Origin of the sequence: Secundilactobacillus malefermentans DSM 5705 = KCTC 3548 (genome assembly GCF_001436395.1) — a bacterium.
In the GTDB taxonomy this organism is placed as follows: domain Bacteria; phylum Bacillota; class Bacilli; order Lactobacillales; family Lactobacillaceae; genus Secundilactobacillus; species Secundilactobacillus malefermentans.
Window position 1 is genome coordinate 1 of sequence record NZ_AZGJ01000023.1, and the last position, 21238, is coordinate 21238.

The 21238-nt window shown below is 42.2% G+C and carries 21 protein-coding genes and 1 pseudogene; 11 read left to right on the forward strand and 11 right to left on the reverse strand.

Annotated features, from left to right (window positions below; translation table 11 throughout):
* Positions 1–128: 128 nt before the first annotated feature.
* Positions 129–380, forward strand: coding sequence for an AbrB/MazE/SpoVT family DNA-binding domain-containing protein (locus FD44_RS05600; RefSeq protein WP_010619144.1), 252 nt, complete (start codon positions 129–131; stop codon positions 378–380).
* 26 nt (positions 381–406) lie between these two features.
* Entirely contained in the window at positions 407–748 is a 342-nt protein-coding gene (locus FD44_RS05605; protein ID WP_010619145.1) for a type II toxin-antitoxin system PemK/MazF family toxin, read from the forward strand.
* A gap of 10 nt (positions 749–758) precedes the next feature.
* Here FD44_RS05605 and FD44_RS05610 read toward each other — a convergent pair whose 3' ends face one another.
* Positions 759–1244 carry a MarR family transcriptional regulator gene (locus FD44_RS05610; RefSeq protein WP_010619146.1) on the reverse strand — a complete coding sequence of 162 codons (486 nt, stop codon included), beginning with the start codon at positions 1242–1244 and terminating at the stop codon, positions 759–761.
* Between the two features lie 99 nt (positions 1245–1343).
* On the opposite strand from FD44_RS05610, the gene FD44_RS05615 reads away from it, so the two are divergent.
* On the forward strand, positions 1344–2267 hold the full coding sequence (locus FD44_RS05615; RefSeq protein WP_010619147.1) for a quinone oxidoreductase family protein: 924 nt from the start codon (positions 1344–1346) through the stop codon (positions 2265–2267).
* A gap of 84 nt (positions 2268–2351) precedes the next feature.
* The gene (locus tag FD44_RS05620) at positions 2352–3185 is read left to right on the forward strand and encodes a glycerophosphodiester phosphodiesterase (RefSeq protein ID WP_010619148.1); all 834 of its coding nucleotides are present in this window, start codon (positions 2352–2354) and stop codon (positions 3183–3185) included.
* A 63-nt stretch (positions 3186–3248) separates the two neighbouring features.
* Here FD44_RS05620 and FD44_RS05625 read toward each other — a convergent pair whose 3' ends face one another.
* Positions 3249–3908, reverse strand: coding sequence for a hypothetical protein (locus FD44_RS05625; protein ID WP_010619149.1), 660 nt, complete (start codon positions 3906–3908; stop codon positions 3249–3251).
* 354 nt (positions 3909–4262) lie between these two features.
* Between FD44_RS05625 and FD44_RS05630 the strand changes: the two genes are divergently transcribed.
* The 5 genes from FD44_RS05630 to FD44_RS05650 all read left to right on the forward strand — a co-directional run bounded on the left by FD44_RS05630 (position 4263) and on the right by FD44_RS05650 (position 11218).
* Positions 4263–6731, forward strand: coding sequence for a KxYKxGKxW signal peptide domain-containing protein (locus FD44_RS05630; protein WP_029327483.1), 2469 nt, complete (start codon positions 4263–4265; stop codon positions 6729–6731).
* A gap of 189 nt (positions 6732–6920) precedes the next feature.
* Positions 6921–8003, forward strand: coding sequence for an LPXTG cell wall anchor domain-containing protein (locus FD44_RS05635; protein ID WP_029327484.1), 1083 nt, complete (start codon positions 6921–6923; stop codon positions 8001–8003).
* A gap of 162 nt (positions 8004–8165) precedes the next feature.
* A complete protein-coding gene (locus tag FD44_RS05640) occupies positions 8166–9287 on the forward strand; it encodes an NAD(P)-dependent alcohol dehydrogenase (protein ID WP_010619150.1) in 1122 nt (373 codons plus the stop codon).
* Positions 9288–9853: 566 nt separating this feature from the next.
* The gene (locus FD44_RS05645) at positions 9854–10549 is read left to right on the forward strand and encodes a response regulator transcription factor (RefSeq protein WP_010619151.1); all 696 of its coding nucleotides are present in this window, start codon (positions 9854–9856) and stop codon (positions 10547–10549) included.
* 183 nt (positions 10550–10732) lie between these two features.
* Positions 10733–11218 carry a hypothetical protein gene (locus FD44_RS05650; RefSeq protein WP_029327485.1) on the forward strand — a complete coding sequence of 162 codons (486 nt, stop codon included), beginning with the start codon at positions 10733–10735 and terminating at the stop codon, positions 11216–11218.
* Positions 11219–11294: 76 nt separating this feature from the next.
* Here the strand turns inward: FD44_RS05650 and FD44_RS05655 are convergent, their stop codons facing one another.
* A complete protein-coding gene (locus FD44_RS05655; RefSeq protein ID WP_010619153.1) occupies positions 11295–11696 on the reverse strand; it encodes a type II toxin-antitoxin system HicB family antitoxin in 402 nt (133 codons plus the stop codon).
* A gap of 160 nt (positions 11697–11856) precedes the next feature.
* Here FD44_RS05655 and FD44_RS05660 point away from each other — a divergent pair, with 160 nt between their 5' ends.
* Complete coding sequence (locus FD44_RS05660; protein WP_010619154.1) at positions 11857–12282, forward strand: N-acetyltransferase; 426 nt, start codon at positions 11857–11859, stop codon at positions 12280–12282.
* Between the two features lie 81 nt (positions 12283–12363).
* On the opposite strand, the gene FD44_RS05665 is transcribed toward FD44_RS05660, so the two are convergent.
* From FD44_RS05665 to FD44_RS05695, 8 genes and pseudogenes are all read right to left on the reverse strand, one after another.
* Complete coding sequence (locus tag FD44_RS05665; RefSeq protein WP_010619155.1) at positions 12364–12924, reverse strand: DUF1097 domain-containing protein; 561 nt, start codon at positions 12922–12924, stop codon at positions 12364–12366.
* Positions 12925–13116: 192 nt separating this feature from the next.
* Entirely contained in the window at positions 13117–13857 is a 741-nt protein-coding gene (locus FD44_RS05670; protein WP_010619156.1) for a glucose 1-dehydrogenase, read from the reverse strand.
* 283 nt (positions 13858–14140) lie between these two features.
* Complete coding sequence (locus FD44_RS05675; RefSeq protein WP_010619157.1) at positions 14141–14695, reverse strand: DUF1097 domain-containing protein; 555 nt, start codon at positions 14693–14695, stop codon at positions 14141–14143.
* Between the two features lie 154 nt (positions 14696–14849).
* Positions 14850–16118, reverse strand: coding sequence for an NAD-dependent dihydropyrimidine dehydrogenase subunit PreA (gene preA, locus FD44_RS05680; RefSeq protein ID WP_010619158.1), 1269 nt, complete (start codon positions 16116–16118; stop codon positions 14850–14852).
* A 1-nt stretch (position 16119) separates the two neighbouring features.
* Positions 16120–17349, reverse strand: a complete 1230-nt coding sequence (locus FD44_RS05685) for an FAD-dependent oxidoreductase (protein WP_010619159.1) — start codon at positions 17347–17349, stop codon at positions 16120–16122.
* Positions 17350–17769: 420 nt separating this feature from the next.
* Positions 17770–17928: a FeoB-associated Cys-rich membrane protein gene (locus FD44_RS10340; RefSeq protein WP_076621462.1), complete on the reverse strand. Its 159-nt coding sequence runs from the start codon at positions 17926–17928 to the stop codon at positions 17770–17772.
* Between the two features lie 12 nt (positions 17929–17940).
* Positions 17941–19935 (reverse strand): annotated as a pseudogene (gene feoB / locus FD44_RS05690) (ferrous iron transport protein B).
* Positions 19904–20164 carry a FeoA family protein gene (locus FD44_RS05695; RefSeq protein ID WP_010619160.1) on the reverse strand — a complete coding sequence of 87 codons (261 nt, stop codon included), beginning with the start codon at positions 20162–20164 and terminating at the stop codon, positions 19904–19906. Before FD44_RS05695 ends, feoB begins: the two are co-directional and overlap by 32 nt.
* Positions 20165–20433: 269 nt before the next feature.
* On the opposite strand from FD44_RS05695, the gene sufC reads away from it, so the two are divergent.
* Positions 20434–21228, forward strand: coding sequence for a Fe-S cluster assembly ATPase SufC (sufC, locus tag FD44_RS05700; protein ID WP_010619161.1), 795 nt, complete (start codon positions 20434–20436; stop codon positions 21226–21228).
* Positions 21229–21238: the final 10 nt, after the last annotated feature.

A 21238-nucleotide genomic window follows, 5' to 3' on the forward strand; every position in this document is an offset into this window, starting at 1 on the left:
GATTTGACAGAGAGCCAAAAAAGATGGCCGTGTTTTTAATAACTAAATTCATATTTAATAATAGGATGAGTTAACTTTTGTACTTCACTGACAGCTAGTATATATTTGTAGATACAGGAGGCGATATGATGACTTCAAAAAGCGAAACAAAGCTAACCAAGTGGGGCAATAGCTTGGCCATTCGAATTCCCAAAGACTTACTTGAACAATTAGATATGAAGGAGCAGGATACCGTGGAAATTAGTCAGCAAGATGGCGCAATTGTTATTAACCCCAAACAAACTGCTATCCAAGAATTATTGCGTGATTACGACAAGCAACAGCCATATCCCTTTGACATTGTGGATAAAGGAGAACCAGTTGGTAAAGAATTAATCTAAGAAAGGCGTCGAGTAGATGAGTGTACATGAAATGCAAAGAGGCGATATTATTCGTCTTTCAAATGATCCCAAGCCCGATGATTCAAACCATGAACAAAAAGGGACTCCGACCTTGGCTCGTTGTGAGTGCCAAAGAATTAAGCGAAATATCGCCGTTTGCCTGGGTTATTCCATTTACCAGTACGATTCGCGACTATCCGCTAGTTTTAAATTGGGAGACTCTGGTTCCGACAAGTCAGACAAATGAAACCCTGTTAGTGCAACAGTTGACTTGCGTTGATATTCAGGCGAGAAAGATTGAGTTTGTTGAACACGTTACTATTCCTCAACAAGTAAATGAACTCATCCATGCAATATTAGGAGAATAGTCCACGCCTTTTAGTCAGAAAGTTGACTTAACACCCTAATCGCTGTTTCAATCTCTTCAGAATCAAAATTAGATAAGGATTTTTCATAGGAAGCAATTTCCACTCGATGCATTTCATCGTGTAGTTTTGCAGCGTAGCGGCCGGTCTCGGTAATCGAGAGTTGGACCGCTTTTTTGTTGTCTGCTTTTTTCGATTTTTCAATTAAACTCGCTTTCGCTAAACGGTTGACGTAACGTGAAAAGAGCCCTTGAGAAAACGGCATTTGTTTTTGGAGCTCCTTATAGGGGACGAGCTCTGCCGTGGTGTTATTCAATTGACTCAAAATCTGCATTTCATTATGAGTTAATTTTGCCAGTTTAAGATCAGTTTGTTGAGATTGCGGCATTTCATCCGCAAGGTGATTCCAAGCGGCTTGCCAAAAGGATTCTTCAGTTTGCTCGTGTTGTTGGTTAACGTTACGAATCGCTTCTTGTAATCGAGAAAATTGGGTGTTCATTTTAAAAGTCCTCCGAATTAATTACTTGTAATTAAAAAGTTTCTATGTATAATCATTATGTATTACATGTAATTAATAATCAAGAAGGAAGTTTTAAATATGAAAGCAGCATTAGTCGAAACATTTAACCAAGTCCCACAATATAAAGAAGTTCAGGCGCCAATCGCCAAGGACGGCGAGCAACTCGTTACCGTTTTAGCAAGTCCCGTGAACCATTTGGTACAGGCGCGGGCAAATGGAACGCATTACTCTAGCGATGCCAGCCAATTACCGTTTATTCCTGGAGTGGATGGCGTGGGCAAGTTAGCAAACGGCCAGCTTGTCTACTTTATGGCGAACGGGCCACTGGCCGAGAAAGTTGCAGTGAACGAGCACCGAATGATTCCAATTCCAGCAAACGTCGATGCCAATAAGGTTGCCGCCGCAATGAATCCCGCAACGTCCTCATGGATGGCGATTAAGCAGCGTCTTGGCGATATTAAAGGTAAGAAGGTGATGATTTTGGGTGCAACCGGCGCTGCCGGCAGCGTCGCTATGGAAATCAGTCGTTATTTGGGTACCAGTGAGGTGGTTGCCGTTGGGCGAAACCAGGAGAAACTGAATCAACTAGATGCAGATCAAAAAATTTGGTTAGGAAATCCAGATGCAGATTTAAAGGCGAACGCCGACGTGGACGTGGTATTGGACTACCTTTGGGGAGAAGTGACTGAACAGTTTCTTCCTATTATATTGCAAGCGCGAATCGACCACAGCCAACCCCTCAATTGGGTGGAAATCGGCAGTATGGCCGGATCCGACATTAAATTACCAGCGGCTTTTCTTCGTTCCACGGCACTCACTTTGCTTGGAAGCGGCATGGGATCTGTTCCCGCCCGAGCCTTCGTCAAGGAGTTGCCTGAATTGGCCCAGCTCATCAGCGAAGGGCACTTCAACGTTCCGATTGAGGTTGCGCCACTCAGCCAAGTTTCTGAAATGTGGCTGAAAGAAACTGGTAAGCGCCTCGTTTTCAATCCTGGAAAATAATAATTTTTCATGAAAGCATGACAACTTCTCCCAACTCTTGTAAACTAATAAGTGCATTGCATTTTAGCACTGGGGGAAGAACACATGATTACGAAGCGTCATTTCAAATGGATGCTGGCCATCGCACTGACTTTGGCTGGTCTGACATTTAGCGCCACCGCACAAGCTGCTGAGGTTGGTTCGTTGAATCAATATACAGCAGAAACACCACTGATCATTTCACATCGGGGAAGTCCATTGCAGTTCCCGGAGCACTCGTTTGCCGGATATAATGATGCCATTCAAAATGGAAGTAAGTTCATCGAGCAGGACGTCATTTTAGCCAAGGACAATCACCTGGTTGTGTCGCACGATAACAATCTGAAGAAGAATACGGGCCACAACATTAGCGTGACCAATTCAACTTACGGCGAGATTCGGAAGGCACCACTATCAAATGGGGAAACGATTCACACGTTAGGTAGTATTTTTAATCGTTACCAACAGTCTACGAATTACGTTGTAGAAACTAAGAAAACGGCTAAGGGTGGCTACTTACTTGAAACCGAAATTGCCGCTTCCATCAAGGAACATCACGTTGAAAATAACGTGGTCTTACAGTCATTTAGCCTCTCAAGCTTGAAGTATCTGCATAATTTATTACCAAATGCACCAGAAATGTTGGTGCTAAGTGGTGATAATTCAAATGCTAACTACTTGAGCAAACTATTGTCACAGTTACCAAGCTATATTAATATCGTGGCCGTTTACACGCCGGGGGTCACCACTCAGGACGTGCAGCTGATTCACATGAGCAACAAGAAAGCTGTCGGTTATGCATTAGATACCGATACCGAACTTGCGAACGGTCAGGCAAGCGGACTTGATGGTCTGTTTACTGATAATACGAAGTTGGCGACGGGATATTTTGAAAAATAATTAATAAAAATAGCGTTGAACTTGAATAATTAAATTTCAAGTTTAACGCTATTTTACTAGCCACTATTTATGAAGATAACCGCGCCAAATCCAGCCTTTTATTCCTTCGTCCGCAGATTTGATGTAATAATAGACACCGGTTTTACCATTAGATTTCTTAACGGTTACCGATTGATTAGTTGACCATTTAGTATCCATCCAGTTATTTCCCCGATGAGACCAGTGCTTTAATGAACGAGTAGTGTAAATTAATCCTGCTTCACTATAGCGAATATAAGTTTTTTTGAATTGGTGATGTTTGAGCTGTTTAGTCGCATAAACTTTTGATTTAAATACTTTAAATTTAGGTGGCGTATTGTCGGCTTTTGAATCACTTTTTGTATAAACGGGATAGGCACTGACCGTAAAGTTATTCCCACCCTTCCAGGTAACTTTGGTTGTTTTGATGTTGCAGTGATAACCAACAATTCTAGGAATTTTGACGGTTGTCGGTTTATTTTTAACGAATGTGTAATAACCTTTTGCAGTAACCGTAGTTGGTTTGCCATCTCGCGTTGCACCTAAACTGAAAAAGGCATCAGTGGAATCAGTAGCTGCCGCCGTTGGTACGTGTGAGTCAAGTGCGAATGCAGTCGATCCTGCGCCAACTCCCAGTAGTGTTAATGCGGACATCGACAGTAGAGAAAAATGAGTGAATGATTTTTTTGCAGAAAACTTAGACATTTTTAAACTCCCCCTTGGATTCTATGTATGAAGTCTATTATTAGTTACTCCACATAAGCTAATTTACACTTTTAGGGTGTCATAATATGTCGTTTGTAGAAGACTAAAAAGAATATAGTAAATAGATAATAGCGTTAGCTTGCTTTATCAATCATATATGGTATAAAGGTCATGTAAACGCTTTATATCTTAATTTGTTGTCTATATTATTAAGGGGGTATACTAATTAGCCGAAAATAACGAAACACTCGACAGAGCATGGACTATGGGGATAGTCAGTCTAAATGCTATCGATTTTTCAGAGGTTGATCACGGTTGGGAGAACTGTTTCATCAATTTGGAGGAGTGAAAAACATGAATCGAAAAAATTGGGTTACCGATACTAAGACTCATTATAAAATGTATAAATCAGGACGTAACTGGGTAGTCGCTGGGATTTCACTGCTTAGCTTTGGTGCATTTTTAGCCGGTGGGGCCGGCTTTGCGCATGCTGATACAGCAACGGATCCCGTATCTGAAGCACCAACGACAAAAACTGTGGTAACACCTGTTGCGGCAGCTGAAACGACACCAACTGAAGTAGCAGCGGAAACACCAGTTACGCCAGTAGAAGAAACGCCGGCAGCATCTGAAGCAGAACCTGAGAGCTCGCCGGTAGTGGCAGAAGAGGTCGTTCCAAAGGTTACAGAACCCGCAGCATCAACACAAATTAAAACACCGGAAGTTGCGCAGCCAGTTGCTGAAAAACCTGTGGCGACTAAGCGGTCCGCACCGTCGGCTAGAGCAGCTCAAGTACCGACTGCCGCTGTGAAGTCGCCCATTACGGTGACCAGCGAGGCTGTTACACCAACGGTTGAGGCGGGAGATTCAGCAGTATTTAAAGTCACGTTTGACGCGACAGGTATCAAGACTAATTATCATAATGCTAAATTAACACTGACGTTGCCAACGATTGATGGAACGACATTAGGCAATCAATTAGCAGACCTAGCAGTTGCTGGCGTCACCCCAATTATTAATACGAAGGGGCAACTTGAATACGATTTTGCAACCCTTAGCGAGACATCAGCTAACATTGTTTTGAACTTTAAAACAGACAGAACGCAGGCCAAAGATGGTGAAAAATTAGCCTTAACGGTGACTTTTACCGCTGATGAGTTAGATCTTGCGCCAACCGTTTCTGCAACGTCAGGACCAGCAACCGTTTCAAACAATAAAGTAGTGGGTAGTGTAACAAACCATATTGGCAGTATTAAAGATAGTGCGGGGGAAACGCACATTAATCCAACTCAGAACGATTCAGTCGTTTGGAATTGGGCGGTTAATATTCCGACAAGCCAAAATGGAGTGAAACTCATTCAAGCTGGCAAAAATATTATTTTCACCTATACACTGCCTAAGGGGTTAACGTACGTTGGCATGGATTCCGCTGACGGGTTAACAAATCCAACCCCAACTGTCGTCGTTGACAGTGCTACTGGAATAACGACTTTAACCTGGACCCAACCAGCCAGTTCGTTAGCAGATCAAGTTGCTAATGATCAAACGTACAAATTTGGCGTTAAGACAATGGTTGATGACGATGTTGCTAACTATGAAGAATTGGCAACGACTGGCCAATATACGGCTACGTATACGGACGGTACGACAGATACAGAAACATCATCTGCCCTAACCGACGCTACCGTAACGGTTACACCATATGACCCATCAACGCTCCCTACCACTTCCGGAAAAGTAGCAGCTTCCGTAAGTGCAGGTCCAGCAGATGGAAAGGGACATACAACCCTTGACTACACCAGTGGTAATCCAACCGTTTATATTGAAGATAATCCAATTTTATTAACGTATGATGTTCTAACAGGGGTTTATGGTAGCCAGCAAACTTCTTCTACTTACCCCAACTTGAAGTGTTTTGGGATGCATCAAGAATTTGACGGGAACCAGGTTTTACAAACCATTCAACTCAATCCAGCCGTTTACCGACCAAATATGAGCTATAAGGATCAACCTTTGACGGTTTATCCGTTTGTCACTTTGGCCGTTAAGTACGCGGGTGAGAACACAACGAACCAGTATCAAGTTCTATCAAGCAATATCGATACGTCTAAGAAAAATGTCTTTACTCGAACTGATTTATTAGCAATGGGATTGGATGCCAGTAAGGATGTTATTGATGTTTTCATGTATTATCATTTGGACGCAGATGGACAAGCACTGCCAACTGATCCGGACACATGGTACTTCAATATCAAACCAACAAACACCAATAACACAACTAATGGTGTGTCATCTAACATTGACTACGCTTCATTACCAGCAGATTCTGGTGCACCAAATGGGACGGCACAAGAATTCTTCTTCACCACCTCAGTTAAGGATGGTTATACGGGGACGCTGACAAACCAATTTGTGCCACAATACGGTGTGAATGCGCCGATATCGGCCCATCATGATCACTACTTTACCCTTGGTGATTGGCGAGTCTTTGCTAAGGAAGCCGGTGGTCAATATACCTGGTTGAAGAATCCTAACTTAGTTGAAGTTGCCAGTCGACCAACCGGAACGACCAAAATTGTTAACACTAGTACGAGTCTCGTTGGCACTGCTGATAGTAAGGAAATCGCAGCTGGTACGCATCAAGTTAAAGTTGATTTTGGTGTCGCAAATGGGTCGTTAGGTAATTTAGTTGCTTCAGGAAAAGACTTCACGACTTACACATTACTTCCTAAGGGCGTTACGTTTGATGCGGCGAATACTGTTGCTGACGGCGAAAAGACGGTCAGTGTTTCTGACGGCAATTACCAAGGTACGGGACAATAACTTGTCAAAATTGACTGGAAGGGACTTTCGTACGTCGCACCGAAACAAACAGTTGAAACCCAATTTGCCGTTAACATCGCAAATGATGCACCTAAAGATGTTGTTTTCAAAACGTACGTTGATTTAGGCGATAATGATTACGAAGTTCAAACCGCAACTCCGAATCCTTCAGTAACTGATACAAGTAAAGTGACGGATATTAGTGAAATCACTGGCGTTGGATCTGCAGCAACTTCATTAGCAGCGTCAGGGGTTACCTACACCATTATTAAAAATTCAGTTACGCAAGTTACCCAGCAAGTGAAGGAGCAAAATGGTGCCACCTTCGCGGATTCAGCAACCGTTAAGCCAGGCGACAAGGTAACGATTAACCTCAACACGACAACTAATACGGATAAAGAGCTCACCTCTTTAGACTTAGTTGATGTATTACCAGTTGTGGGCGACACAGGATTAACGACAAATGCTGAGCGTGGGTCAGACTATCAAGCTAAGCTGACTGGACCGGTGACGCTTCCCGCTGACTGGGTAGGTAAGGTTCAAGTACTTTACACCACTGATTCAGGTGTGACGACTGATCCCGCAAGTGCCGTTTGGACAGATACGGTTGATGATTACGCAACGGTGACTGCCTTCAGATTGGTCTTGGATCCAGCGACTGGTGCAACGATTAATGGCCAAAATCAGACGGTGTCATTTGAAGTTGAAGTGCCTGACACGGCTACTAATGGACAGGTTGCCTACAATAGCTTTGCAATCACCGCAAACGGATTGCAGTATACGGAACCGCTACAGGTAGCAATCAAGGTGAACGTGCCTGCTAATCCTGGTTCAGGAGGCGGAACGACTGTACCTGGAACTGGTGGCAGTACTGGTGGTAGTGGCGGAGAAGTTACGGGTCCGGGCACTGGCGCTGGTACTGGCAGCGGCAACGAGACTGGTTCTGGAACTGTAACGCCTGGGACAACAACGCCATCGGAAGCTGGGCAACCAGGTTCCACTGGCACATCAGAATCAACTGGTAATAATCCGATTACGGTGGCGACATCAGGAAACACCGCAGCGGCCGCAACGACTGCCGATGGAAACAAATTGGTAGCGACGCGCGCTCATGCCAATGGCGTTTCTGATGATAATGTTGGTAATTCGGATAATGGCACGCTTCCACAAACGAGTGAAAGTAGCGCAGCTATTTGGGCCATTGTTGGTTTGGCATTATCGGTTAACCTGATTGGACTAGTTGGCTTTAGAAAGAAATGGCAGTATAAATAAATTCAATAGAGAGCATTCAGCCTTAAGTGATAAGGCCGGATGCTTTTTTATTGATGGGTCACGTTATATTTGAAAAGTCAATCATTGAATTTCACTTCACAAGCTGTTATAACTAAGGTGTAGTAAACGCTTTCATTAAATTCAAAAGGAGTGCTGACAAGCATGAAAATTACAGCAGCTGTTGTTGATAAAAAAGGTTCAGATTTTGAAATTAAAGATGACGTTGAATTAGCAGATATGACCGACGAGGACATCCAAGTTAAGATGGTCGCCAGTGGTATTTGTCATTCTGATGAAGCTTTACGAAAAGGGGATGCCGAAATTGGCTACCCAATCGTTTTAGGCCATGAAGGTTCAGGGATTGTTGAAAAAGTGGGTAAGAACGTTCAAAACTTCGAACCCGGTGATCACGTTGTTCTTTCATTCTACGCCTGTGGAAATTGTGAAAACTGTTTGAAAGGTGAACCAACAAAGTGCTTACACTACGGTGCTAACAACTTATCTGGTGTTCGTCCTGACAACACGGCTCACTTTACTGAAAATGGTCACGATGTTGCTGATATGTTTGACCAATCATCATTTGCGACAACCACGGTTGTTCGTGAACGTAATGCGGTTAAAGTACCCAAGGATCTTGATTTACGTAAATTAGGCCCTCTTGGCTGTGGCTACGTCACTGGTTCAGGGACTGTTCTCAATACCTTGAAACCACGTCCAGGCCAAACGATTGCTGTATTTGGTACGGGTGCCGTTGGTTTGGCAGCTATGATGGCCGGCAAGATTTCTGGCTGTACAACTGTTATTGCCGTCGATATTGTTGACTCACGTTTGGAATTAGCCAAAGAACTTGGCGCTACAGACGTTGTTAACAGTAAGAAGGAAGACGCCGTTGAAGCAATCAAGAAGTTAACGGATGGCTTAGGTGTTGATTACACCGTTGATACCACTGGTGTCAGTGCTGTTATGGAACAATCCATTCACGCCTTGAACCAAGGCGGAACGTCAGCCTGCATCGCCGTTACCCCTAACCATGTCGACTTGGATACTTGGAACGATCTTTGTGTCAACGACCAATCAGTTATTGGTGTTAACATGGGTGACTCAATTCCTCAAATCGATGTTCCTCGTTTGATTAAATTCTACCGTAAGGGCATGTTTGACTTTGATAAGACTGAAAAGTTCTACAAATTCAGTGAAATTAATCAAGCAAATGCTGATTCAGGTAGTGGCAAGACCATTAAACCTGTATTAATCATTGATGAGAGCTATGTACCAGGAAAATAATAAATAAATTATAAAGGAAGCTTCAGAGCCGGACTAATCCGACTTTGAAGTTTTTTATTTCCACATTTTTTCTTAATAAAATTGGAATATTAACAAAGTAGCAATATCTTGTTAACAGGTTAGAAACAATCTATTGGCATAATGAAACCGTTACCAGAATTGGATTTTATTGTAGAAAGACGGACAGTATCATCCGTTGGTAATATCAATTTAGGTAACAATGCCGATAGGATAGCGACCGGGGTTCTATCGCAACTAACTGAAAGTAACACTAATGTTCGGGCTTTTGTAGGGCTCGCGCTGGTTGTTGGCTTACCCGGTTTACTCTGTTTCAAGAAAAAGCTATAGATAGATCAACAAACCTTAAACCCTATATCTGATTTAGCCCTCAATTTTGTTGGTCTATTGTGCAATTAGACGACCCCCTCTGGCGTTTAGTTGCCAAATTAGCTCTCGCACTTAGTGAATTTTAAGCGTGAGGGCTCTTTTGTGTCGAATAAAAGATATTTTAAATGTATTACTGGGGAGTTTGTTGGTATAATGAAATTGTCGAGGGGGACGATAATATGTTAAAAATACTTGTAGTAGAGGACAATCAGGATTTTAGCGAGGGGGCTTGTCAATTTCTGAAACGTCATGGGTTCGATGTCAAGGGAGCACCGGATGCCAATAAGGCGTACGATTTAATGTATGTTAATCAGTTTGATTTAGTTATTTCAGATATGACGATACCAGGAATTGACGGTTTTGAGTTTGTTGAAAGTGTTCGAAAATTAAATACGGATATTCCCATTATGTTGATTTCCGATCGTGATGATCTTGAATCAAAACAGCTTGGATATGAAGCTGGAATTGACGACTACATGACCAAACCTATCAATTTTGAGGAAATGCTGCTGCACATTGGGGCACTGTTTCGGCGAGCCAAGATTGATGAAAATCAACGGGTGACCATGGGTAAATTTGTTTTGGATATGGATGAGCACATGGCCTATAACGATGGGGAACCGATTGAGCTGACAGTGCGGGAGTTTAATCTCGTTTTTAAGCTCCTTTCCTATCCCAAACGAATCTTTACCAGAGAGCAATTAATGGATGAGTTTTGGGAAGCCAACACCGAGACCACGATTCGAACGGTTGATGTTTACATGACAAAGATTCGGGAGAAACTGGCCGATGTTGATTGTTTTCACATTGCAACGGTGCGTGGACTGGGGTACAAAGCGGTCCCAAACGAAGTTAAGATGAGTCAACAAATGTAAGCGTTTGACTGATCTTAATCATTCACAAAAATAAGCGACTACTCCATTTGAGGGTAATCGCTTATTTGGTTTGCGGTTGCTTAGGCTTTCTACTTGCAACGGTCGGAATCTATTTTGTCTCAAATTGACGCTAGGTGTAAAATGGAAACTATCATTAATCACACGTACTTTGGAGGAATTATTGTGAAATTAAAGATTGTGGGTGCGACAGCCCTAATTTTGGTTGTACTATCGCTGGGAATCGCAAGCAACGTCCATACAAAAAAGACGATGCCACCTAAATCACTTCAAGGGTCTTGGTATCAGAAGATGAGTGATGGGACCGTCATTCGAACGACGTTTACGGATCATTCCTACGCAGTGCGTACGGGAACGGTTTCTAATCACCATGGAGAGTATCAATTCAAGCCCAATAAATTGGATGAAATTTCCTATTCAAACACGTCACCTAAAGATTCCTTTCACTTTGGCTTGAAAAAGAAACGGGGCTACTACCGTCTGTATTCGAATCAGCTTGGTGGTAAGGCAAGCGGGGCAACTAACATGAGTAAACCCGCTATGAAGCATGGCTATCGGGTGCTCCTTTCAAAGGATCTTGAGGGCCATCAACACGAGGAATCGTGGGCCAGCCTGGCAAATGCGATGAAGTATAATACGAATGACTATTAAAAAAATGGATACAATTAGCATAAATTAATGAAAAATGAAGTCCCTAGCCATTGATGAAATGGCTGGGGACTTTGTGTTAGATGTTTAATTTTTGCTTCAACGCTTCCGTTAGAACTTTCGAAAAATTAAGCTTTTGTTCCATCCCTAACTCATTCAAATAATTGGGGATGGTGAGGGTTTTCTTAACCAGTTTGGTATCGTGGCGGCGACGATATTGATCGACATTGATATCCACAATGGTGTTGATACTATCCGGTGAGTCAAAGCCGTGAATATCTTCTGCTGGTAATTCCCGGTGCTCATCAAGATAATCGATTGCTTGCAAACCGATGAAGTCTCTTGCCATCTCGATTGCATCGGCAATGGAGGTGCCTTGAGTATAGCCGTCAAATGCAGGGATGTAGACGAGATAGGGAACTTTTGAGTCTTTTGAATCTTCTTTAATCAAAACGGAATAAGTTAAAATTAAGTCAGACATGGGGTTACCTCCTTAGTTGGTGTTTATGAATTAGGTGTCTAGCGAGATTTAATTCTTTAACTGCATGATACACGTATTAAGAACGTGTATCAACGCCACTATTCAACTCAAACTAAATAACCAAGTTCATCTGCTATAATTTTAATAGAGGTGATACGAGATGATCAGAAAAATGAACGCAAACGAGCTCGACCAAGTGATGCAAATTTGGTTGCAGTCCAACATTGATGCGCACAATTTTATTCCGGTTAGTTACTGGGAGGGCAACTACGATTTGGTAAAGACGATGTTCCCCAAAGCTGACGTTTATGTCTACATCGATGATGACAAACTGATCGGATTCATCGGGATAATGGACACGTACATCGCAGGTATCTTTGTTGATAAAAAAGTACGGTCCAAAGGAGTTGGCAAGCAGCTGCTCGATTACGCAAAGGAAATTCATCATGAGCTAACTTTGCACGCTTATCGGCAGAATGAACGAGCGGTGGCATTTTATGAGCGAGAAGGGTTCAAAGTAATTAATGAAGACATGGATGAGAAAACGAGTCAAAGGGAAGTTGAGATGGAGTGGAAAGCAAAATGAATAGAAAAAACTGCCTGTCCTCAGATTTTTTGAGGCAGGCAGTTTTAGTTAAAATAGTTATGATTTTTAGTTGAGTTTTGGTTAATCCTCGATATCACCGAGTTCATCAATTTCATCTAGTTTTACTTCTGAAATTTTCTTATCTTCAGGAAAGAAACGATATAGTACTTTATTCAGTGCATCAGAGCCGTAACCAATGAGGAAAACACCCAGCAACATTGTCGCAAAAAGCTGCACCATGAAAAGTGGCATGCTGTCGAATTTGACGTTGGATACGATCAGCATGAAGGTTCCCCAGCTGACAAACCAGGCAGGAACGATGGTGAATTTCATGATGGATCCCTGCAGAATGATTGCCAGGAACGTCATGATGCCAAGAATGATGGCGGTAGGCCAAGTTTGATCCATGCCAGGCAATTGTAGCAGACTGTAAGCAATCAAGCCCCAGACGATTCCGGTGGCGAAGCTTGCGATAATGTTCCAAACTTGGTCCTTTGGAAAACCGACACCGAAAAAGTAGGCAACCGCAACGAATGCACTAGCACCCATCCAAAGTGAAAACCCGCTCATAACGATGCTGTAAATCAGGGTGAATAGGCCGATACTGATGCTATCAAACAAAGATTGTTTCGAAACTTTCATGTATGTGCTCCTTCTTATGAATCATCCTAATAGTGTGCACAGGTACAAATGAAGCGCCTATGCTGAACTAGTATACCGTATAATCGCGGGAGGTACCACTGGATTGGGATTAAGTTTTGAAGGCAAAGCTAAGAATTTTCATTGTTTGACGTGCAGATGAATGTGAAGTTAGTCGCCATTTCCTATATTTGTTTATTGAGCAGTATAGCCACCATCTGTGACAAACTCAGCTCCAGTTGAGAATGATGATTCATCTGAAGCAAGGAATAGTGCCATATTCGCTATTTCCTCAGCACTTCCGAGTCGGCCCATTGGATGCAAACTCTCCAATTCTTTGAGCTTTTCAGGGTAGGCATCAACCATTGGCGTATGAGCATATGCGGGGTGAATTGAATTCACTCGAATGGCATATTTCTTCTCTGCACAATACAAAGCTGCAGATTTCGTTAACATGCGAACGCCACCTTTTGCGGCATTGTAGGCATAGAGATTTGGGATTCCTATTAATCCGGCGATTGAAGAGATATTAACGATAGAACCGCCATTTTTCTTCATGTGCTTGATAGCAGTTTGGACACCAAGCATGACACCATCTAAGTCGACAGAGAGAATTTTATGCCATTCATCGAGGGTGACGTGTTCTGCATCATCGAAGAATAGAATTCCAGCATTGTTCAGCAAAACATTGACAGTCCCAAATTTTTCCTCAGCTGCGGCGAAAACGGGTTCCCATTCAGCCTCTTTGGAAACGTCCTGTTTGACGAAGATAGCATTTTCATTTCCGAGCTCTTTTAAAGCATCGGCACTACCTTTTTCATCGACATCTGTGATAACAACCTTTGCTCCTTCGCGGATAAATACTTTAGCACTTGCTAAACCAAAGCCCTTAACACCGCCGGTAATAACTGCAACTTTTCCATCAAGACGACCCATAATAAAACCTCCAATTTGGTTAAGCAGAAGATTAGAATCGAACTTCTGTCTAATCAAAGTATAAGCTTATAGAGTAATAATGTCAACGCTTACAATGGCTTAAAATTGTTGACCAAAGTGAGGAAGGTTGTCATGAATATTGGTTACGAGATGAATAAAGACACGTCGTATTCATTTGTTTAAGTATTAGAGTGAAAGAATATTGATGAAAGCAATGAAAGTAGGCATAAATTAAACAGAGGACCCGAATTCCCATCTGGAATTCAGATCCTCTATTTATTAATTAAGCACTATGATGTGCATCGTCAGGCAAACCATTAGCCTGTTTTTCCTTTTTCTCTTCAGGGAAAAAGTGGAACATAATTTTATTGAAGAAGTCAGAAGCATAGCCAATGACGAAGATTCCCATCAACATTGAAGCAAGCAATTCGAAGATGAAAAGTGGCCAACTTGCGATTTTAATATTTGAAACGATCAACATGAAGGTTCCCCAAGTAATCAGCCAAGCAGGAACCATGGTAAATTTCATGATTGTCCCCTGGAGGAAGAGGGCGAGAAAGGTCATGAGACCAAACATAATTGACGATGCCCATAGTCCTGAAATGGCAGGAATTTGGAGAAATTGGTAAGCGATGACACCCCAGACAATTCCAGCAACAAAGCTGGCAGAGATGTTCCAAATTTTATCCTTGGGGAAACCGGCCCCAAAGAAGTAGGAAACTGCGATGAACGCAGCAGCGCCCATCCATAGCGAGAACCCAGTCATAATCAGACTATAAACGAGTGTGAAGAGGCCAACACCAATTGAATCAAACCAAACCTTTTTTGAAATTTTCATTTTAGATTACTCCTTTACCGCAAATGATTGGAAAGAATAAGACCGGAATCAAAACGAATGTTTTGCTCCAGCCTTATTTCATCTCAATTATTAATCCTGAAGTGTTTTAAATTACGTTCAGTAATTTAATCGGCTAGCAATGCGTTAACACTTATTAATGGGTTAATCGAGCAGATTCGATATCAATATCTTCAATATTACCTTCACGACCAGGTTTCATTCTAACTTCTCCAGTCGTAATGGCGCCTACTGGGCAAACGAGGTTACATAATTGGCAACCCACACATTTGCTGGTATCAACCGTTGGACGTCTTGTCTTAATGTTCCAAGTGATTGCTTGGTGAGCACCATCAAAACAAGAAACGTAGCAACGCCCACATCCGATACATTTGTCCCAATCAATCTTAGGGTAAACCTTGTAATCACGGTTTAATTCCTCAACAGGGACGATTTTCTTGTTGGCAACTCCAACTAATTCGCTTAGGTGATCAACACCTTGGTCTTCCATGTAATGCATGAGACCGTTCTTCATGTCTTTAACAATCCGGTAACCATATTGCATAACTGAAGTGGTCACTTGGAGGGTTGTTGCACCCATCAAAATGAATTCTGCAGCATCTTGCCAAGTTTCAATACCACCAATACCTGAAATTGGAAGTTGTTCGAGACCAGCGGCTTCACGTAGTTGTTGAAGGAAACGTAAGGCAATTGGTTTAACGGCTTTTCCTGAGAAACCAGAAATTGATGATTTACCATCAACGATTGGAAGTGCAACTTTTTTGTCGAGGTCAAGGTTGGCAACCGATTTAACAGTGTTAATAGTTGCGATACCGTCAGCACCACCAGCCATACTTGCTTTGGCAGCAGGAACCATGTCCGTGATGTTTGGTGTCATTTTGGCCATCATTGGCAGATCTGAGCCTCGTTTAACGGCGGCACAATACTTCTTAACAAGTTCAGGGTTGGTCCCAACGTCTGAACCCATTTCGTGAGAAGTCATCTGTGGACATGAAAGGTTCATTTCAATCATGTCTGATCCGGCTTCGGTAACGAGTTGAGCTAAGGATTCCCAGTCTTCTTCGTTAGTTCCCATGATGGAAGCGATGACGATTTTTGTGGGATAGTCTTGTTTCAATTGATGCAAATCATGCAAGTTTTCTTCAAGTGAATGTTCAGCAATTTGCTCCATATTCTTGAATCCAACGAAGGGGGTGCCTTCTTTAGTTAATTCATCAAAACGGGGTGAAACTTCATCAACTTTGAAATGTTTAGGTCCGATGGTCTTGAATACGACACCGCCCCAGCCTTCATCAAAAGCTTTGGCACACATTTCGTAACAGTTGCCAACGGGTGAAGATGATAGAAGAAATGGGTTTTCGAAGTGGACGCCCAAGAAATCTACAGACAAGTCTTTTTTAATCATTTTAGTTACCTCCTAATAAATCATGATCGATTTCTTCAGCAACTTCTTTACCTTTACGAACTGCCCAAACGACTGTCTTGTCGCCTTCAGCGATATCGCCGGTAACGTATACCTTTTCATCTTTAGCTTTGTAGCCCTTGAACTTAACTTCGCCGTGTTCAGTTACGAATCCGAGGCCTTCAGTGTTAACTTTTTGACCAACGGCAAGGATGATTGTGTCAGCCTTGATCTTCAATTCGCCATCGATGTTACGGTGCTTGAAGGTAACTTCATTTCCGTTAACCCGTTCTGGCACGTAACCATCAACAATGGTAACGCCTTGTTTTTGAGTTCCGGCTAATTCTTTCTTTGAAGCTTTGAATTCGTCAAATTCTTCGTAGGCTACGTCGGTCACGTTCTTAACGTTGAGGCGTTTCAAAGTGGTTGAAACGTCCATCGCAACGTCACCACCACCGATAACAATTGCGCTACCAGGAATATCAACAATGTCGTCTTGGTTTTCTTTAACACGAGCTAAGAAATCAACAGCTGATTCAACGTAAGGGTTGTCCTTAAACATTGATAGGACTTTACCTTCGCTGGCACCCACGGCAACGACAACGGCATCGTGGTTCGCTTTAATTTCAGTCATCGTGATGTCCTTACCAACTGTGGTGTTGTATTTGATATTGGCACCTAAGTCGATAATTCGTTGAATTTCGTAGTTAACGATGTTAGCTGGTAAACGATATTCTGGAATACCGTAAGTTAGGTAACCGCCGGCCTTTTCATTCTTTTCGTAAATGTCGACTGCGTAGCCTTTTTCAAGTAGCGTAGTTGCAGTTTGAAGTCCGCCAGGGCCACTTCCAACAATGGCAACGCTCTTGCCGTTAGAATCGCCCTTTTCGATAATCTTCAAGTCGCCTTGTTGTTCGAAGTCGGTGACGAAACGTTGAATTCCACCAATATCGATTGGAACATCAATTCCTGAACGTGAGCAAGCAAGTTCACAATATTTTTCAGTTGGGCAAACTCGGGCACAAATGGCACCAAGGGCATTGTTAGAACGAATAGTATCTGCAGCACCCTTTAAGTTTCTAAAACGAACGCTTTGAATGAAGCTAGCAGGATCAGTATCTGCAGGACAGGCTGCGGAACATGGTGCATCGTGGCAAAGTAAGCAACGAGCAGCTTCTTCCATAACCGTAGTCATGGTGTAACCTGGGGCTTCTTCTCTATATTTGTTAGTCATAATGACACTCCTCACTTATTGGAAGATTTTAGTAATCTCAATCAAATCTTGTGACATGTGAGAGATAGTAGAAGTAAAATCTTCTAGTTATGTATTTCACATGTGATTACAATCCATAGATTATCATGAAGGAAATAAACTGGGAAATTATGACTGGGATTAATGGCGTAAATTCAGCGTTTTAGCCAATTCTATATATTATTTTATATAAAAAAACGACCTAATTTTGGACATAAACGGGATTAAATCGGTGATTCAGTGGCCAAATGGGGGATTAAACGCGTAAATGCTGAAAAGAAGCTCGAAGCCTTGAAAACTTGCAAAAAAAGCTATATTAATTTGGAATAAATTATCGAAATTATTTTGGTAAAGTGCCATAGAAAAAGCGTGCTGACAATTGTCTGCACGCTCTTTTAGCAACTACTTAATTTTTTCTTTTTCGAGGAGCATTTTGGTCTCACATTGGTATTCGCAACCGCCACATTTATCTTTACTGGATTGTTTCACTGTTTTGATAATAATGGCTGTAGCGATTGAGACGATCACTAAGGTAATGACGATGTTAATCAAAAGCGACATTGGAATACCTCCTTACATAAATAGGGAACCAATTTGGAAAACAAGGAATGAAACGGCGTAAGCAATCACCAAGCTTGAGGCAACGGAGTAAACCGCCCATTTTGTTGATCCCGTCTCGGCCTTGATTGCACCCAGAGTCGCGAAGCATGGTGCGTAAATCAAAACGAAAATTAACAAGCAGTATGCGGACAATGGGGTGAATAGGGTACTTAACGTTGCAATTAACCCAGTTTGCCCACTTAAATGGAAAAGAACAATCATGCTGGAACTGATGACTTCTTTTGCCAGCACACCAGTCATTAAGGCACTGATTGTTTGCCAAGAGGAAATTCCAATTGGCGTAAAAATTGGAAGTAACCAGCGACCAATGATGGCCGAGAAGCTAAGACTAATATCGCTGACTGGTCCGGTTGGTCCGATATTGGATAAAAGCCAAATGAGAACCGTTCCGGCGAAAATGACTGTACCGGCTTTTTTGACGAAACTTTTCCCTTTATCCCAGGTGCTCATCATGATGATGCTGGGCTTTGGAACGTGATATTGTGGCAATTCAACGATGAAGACACTGCCGTCTTTAATCCGGAAAATCAATTGGTACATTTTCGCGAGAAGTAGGGCAATGACGATTCCCAAGAAGTAGATCGATAGCACGACAACGGCCTGATGACGATTAAAGAACGCTGCGACAAACAGGCTGTAAATCGGTAATCGAGCTGAGCAACTCATAAATGGCGAGATAAGGGTCGTAACTAATCGTTCTTTAGGTTGCTCGATTGTTCGGGCCGCCATGATTCCAGTGACGTTGCAGCCAAAACCGATAATCAGAGGGATAAAAGCTTTCCCATTCAGGCCAATTAACTGCATCAGTCGGTCGGTTACGAGTGCTGCGCGGGACATATAGCCTGAATCTTCCAACACGGAAATACACGCGAATAGGACGAATATTTGCGGAATAAAGGTTAAGACGCCGCCGACTCCGGCAATGATGCCATCTAAGATTAGGGATCTTAGAAAAGGCAACGTTCCGATACTAATGAGAAAGTGCGAGGCAGTTTCTGAAATGGGACCGGAAAGGAGAACATTGAACCAATCGGATAGGGGTGTGCCAATCCAGTCGAAGGAAAGTTTAAACATCAGGAAGAAGATACCGATGAAAATGGGAAGTCCAAACACAGGATGGGTCACAACTTTATCAATTTTAGAGGTGATGTGATGATCCTTTGAAGCGTCCGCGTAACCAATAGTTGAGGTCAACGTTTGCTCAATGAAACTAATTCGGGTTTGAAAGATTTTATTTTCAAAGTCTGACTTGGTATAGAAGGATTCCTTACTTAATAATGGCTAAAGATGATGTTTGATGACGTACTTTCGAACTTCTTTGTTTTTGTTCATAAACTGAATGGTTAACCAATGGGCAAATGATTCTGACAATTTAAAATTTACGACTAAGTTCTGAGTTGCCAGCTGAATTTCAGTTTTGACAAGGTCGGGGTAGTCCAACTTTAAACTTGATGATGGCAACTTGGTGGTGTCGGTGTCAACCAGCGTTTGCTTTAACTCGGCAACACCTGTTTTGTTTCTAGCGTTTGTCGTTGTGACGTGGCAGCCAAGAATACTGGATAGTTTTTCCAGATCATAACTAATGCCGCTACGGTCCAAGTCATCAATCATGTTCAACGCTAGGACCACTGGCTTACCAAATTCGAGTAATTCAATAGAAAGTAGTAAATTTCGTTTTAGCTGTTTTGCATTGGTGACGTTGAGAATCGCGTCAGCACTGTTACTTAACAAATAGTCGGTTACGACAGTTTCATCCTTAGTCATCGGATTTAAGGAATATATTCCTGGCAAATCGACAACTACGACTTCGGAATGGCGGATGTTACCGAGTTTCTTTTCAACGGTAACGCCTTCCCAGTTTCCAACATAAGCGTATTTATCGGTTAATTCATTGAAGAGCGTCGTTTTACCAGTATTAGGATTTCCAAGCAGGGCAACGGTTGTCATGCTGCTGGCCCCCTAGCAAAGTTTGATAAACGGCATTTCGGAGTCCAATTTTCTGGTGATCGAATTCAATGACAACGGGTCCATGAAATGGGTACTTGCGCAAAACAATGACCATGCTGCCTTCCTCAACACCAAGGTTATGTAGTTGACGAGCAGTTTGCGTATCCAATTGATTCATATGCTTTATTGTAAAAATTGCTTGTAAGGGTTCTTCGTAATTTAGTTGCATATTATTTCAGTCCTTTCAATCGTGCGAGAACTTGTCTATGTGAATATTCTAGCATGCAAGGGTTTTCACAGATATTAGGGAAATGCCTAATATTCTTTGAGGAATATTCCGGATTATAATAACAACAGGCGATTTAGAATATTCTAAATTGAGTATTCACATAAATTCACTTTGTTAAAAAATCACAAATTATAAAAACCGTTTTCATCATATGAAGTGAATATGCATTGCTATAAATAAATAAATATAAAATTTGGAGGCTGGGTATCATGGCAAAACTAGAAGTTATCGACTTGCATGTTGAGGTCACCGATGAAGAAAAACAAACGTCAAAAGAAATTCTAAAGGGTGTCGACTTAACGATGAATACTGGAGAAATCCACGCAATTATGGGACCAAACGGAACGGGTAAATCGACTTTGTCTGAAACAATTATGGGACGGTCTGCATACCACGTCACACAGGGAGACATTCTCCTAAATGGTGAAAGTATTGTGGAGATGCCGGTCGATGAGCGGGCTAGAAAAGGCTTGTTCTTGGGGATGCAATATCCTGCTGAAATCCAAGGTGTTACAAATGCCGAATTCTTACGAGCAGCCATTAACGCCCGTCGCCCAGAGGATAATCAAATTTCAGTCATGGACTTTTTGAAGGAATTGGATAAGAACCTCGGAATCCTAGATATGAGCGAATCGATGACGGAACGTTACCTGAATGAAGGTTTCTCTGGTGGAGAAAAGAAACGGAACGAAATCCTCCAACTAATGATGATTAAACCGTCATTTGCTTTATTGGATGAAATTGATTCTGGTCTTGATATTGATGCCCTTCAGGTTGTATCGAAAGGGGTCAACTCGATGCGAGGCGACAACTTTGGATCACTCATTATTACCCACTATCAACGCCTGCTAAACTACATCGTTCCTGATGTGGTACACGTCATGATGGGTGGCAGAATTGTCAAAACTGGGGACGCAAGCCTAGCTAAAGAGTTGGAAAAGGAAGGCTATGCTGGTCTTCGGGATGAATATGATCTAGATGTCGCTTTAGTAGATGAAAATTAGGAGGGCGAGC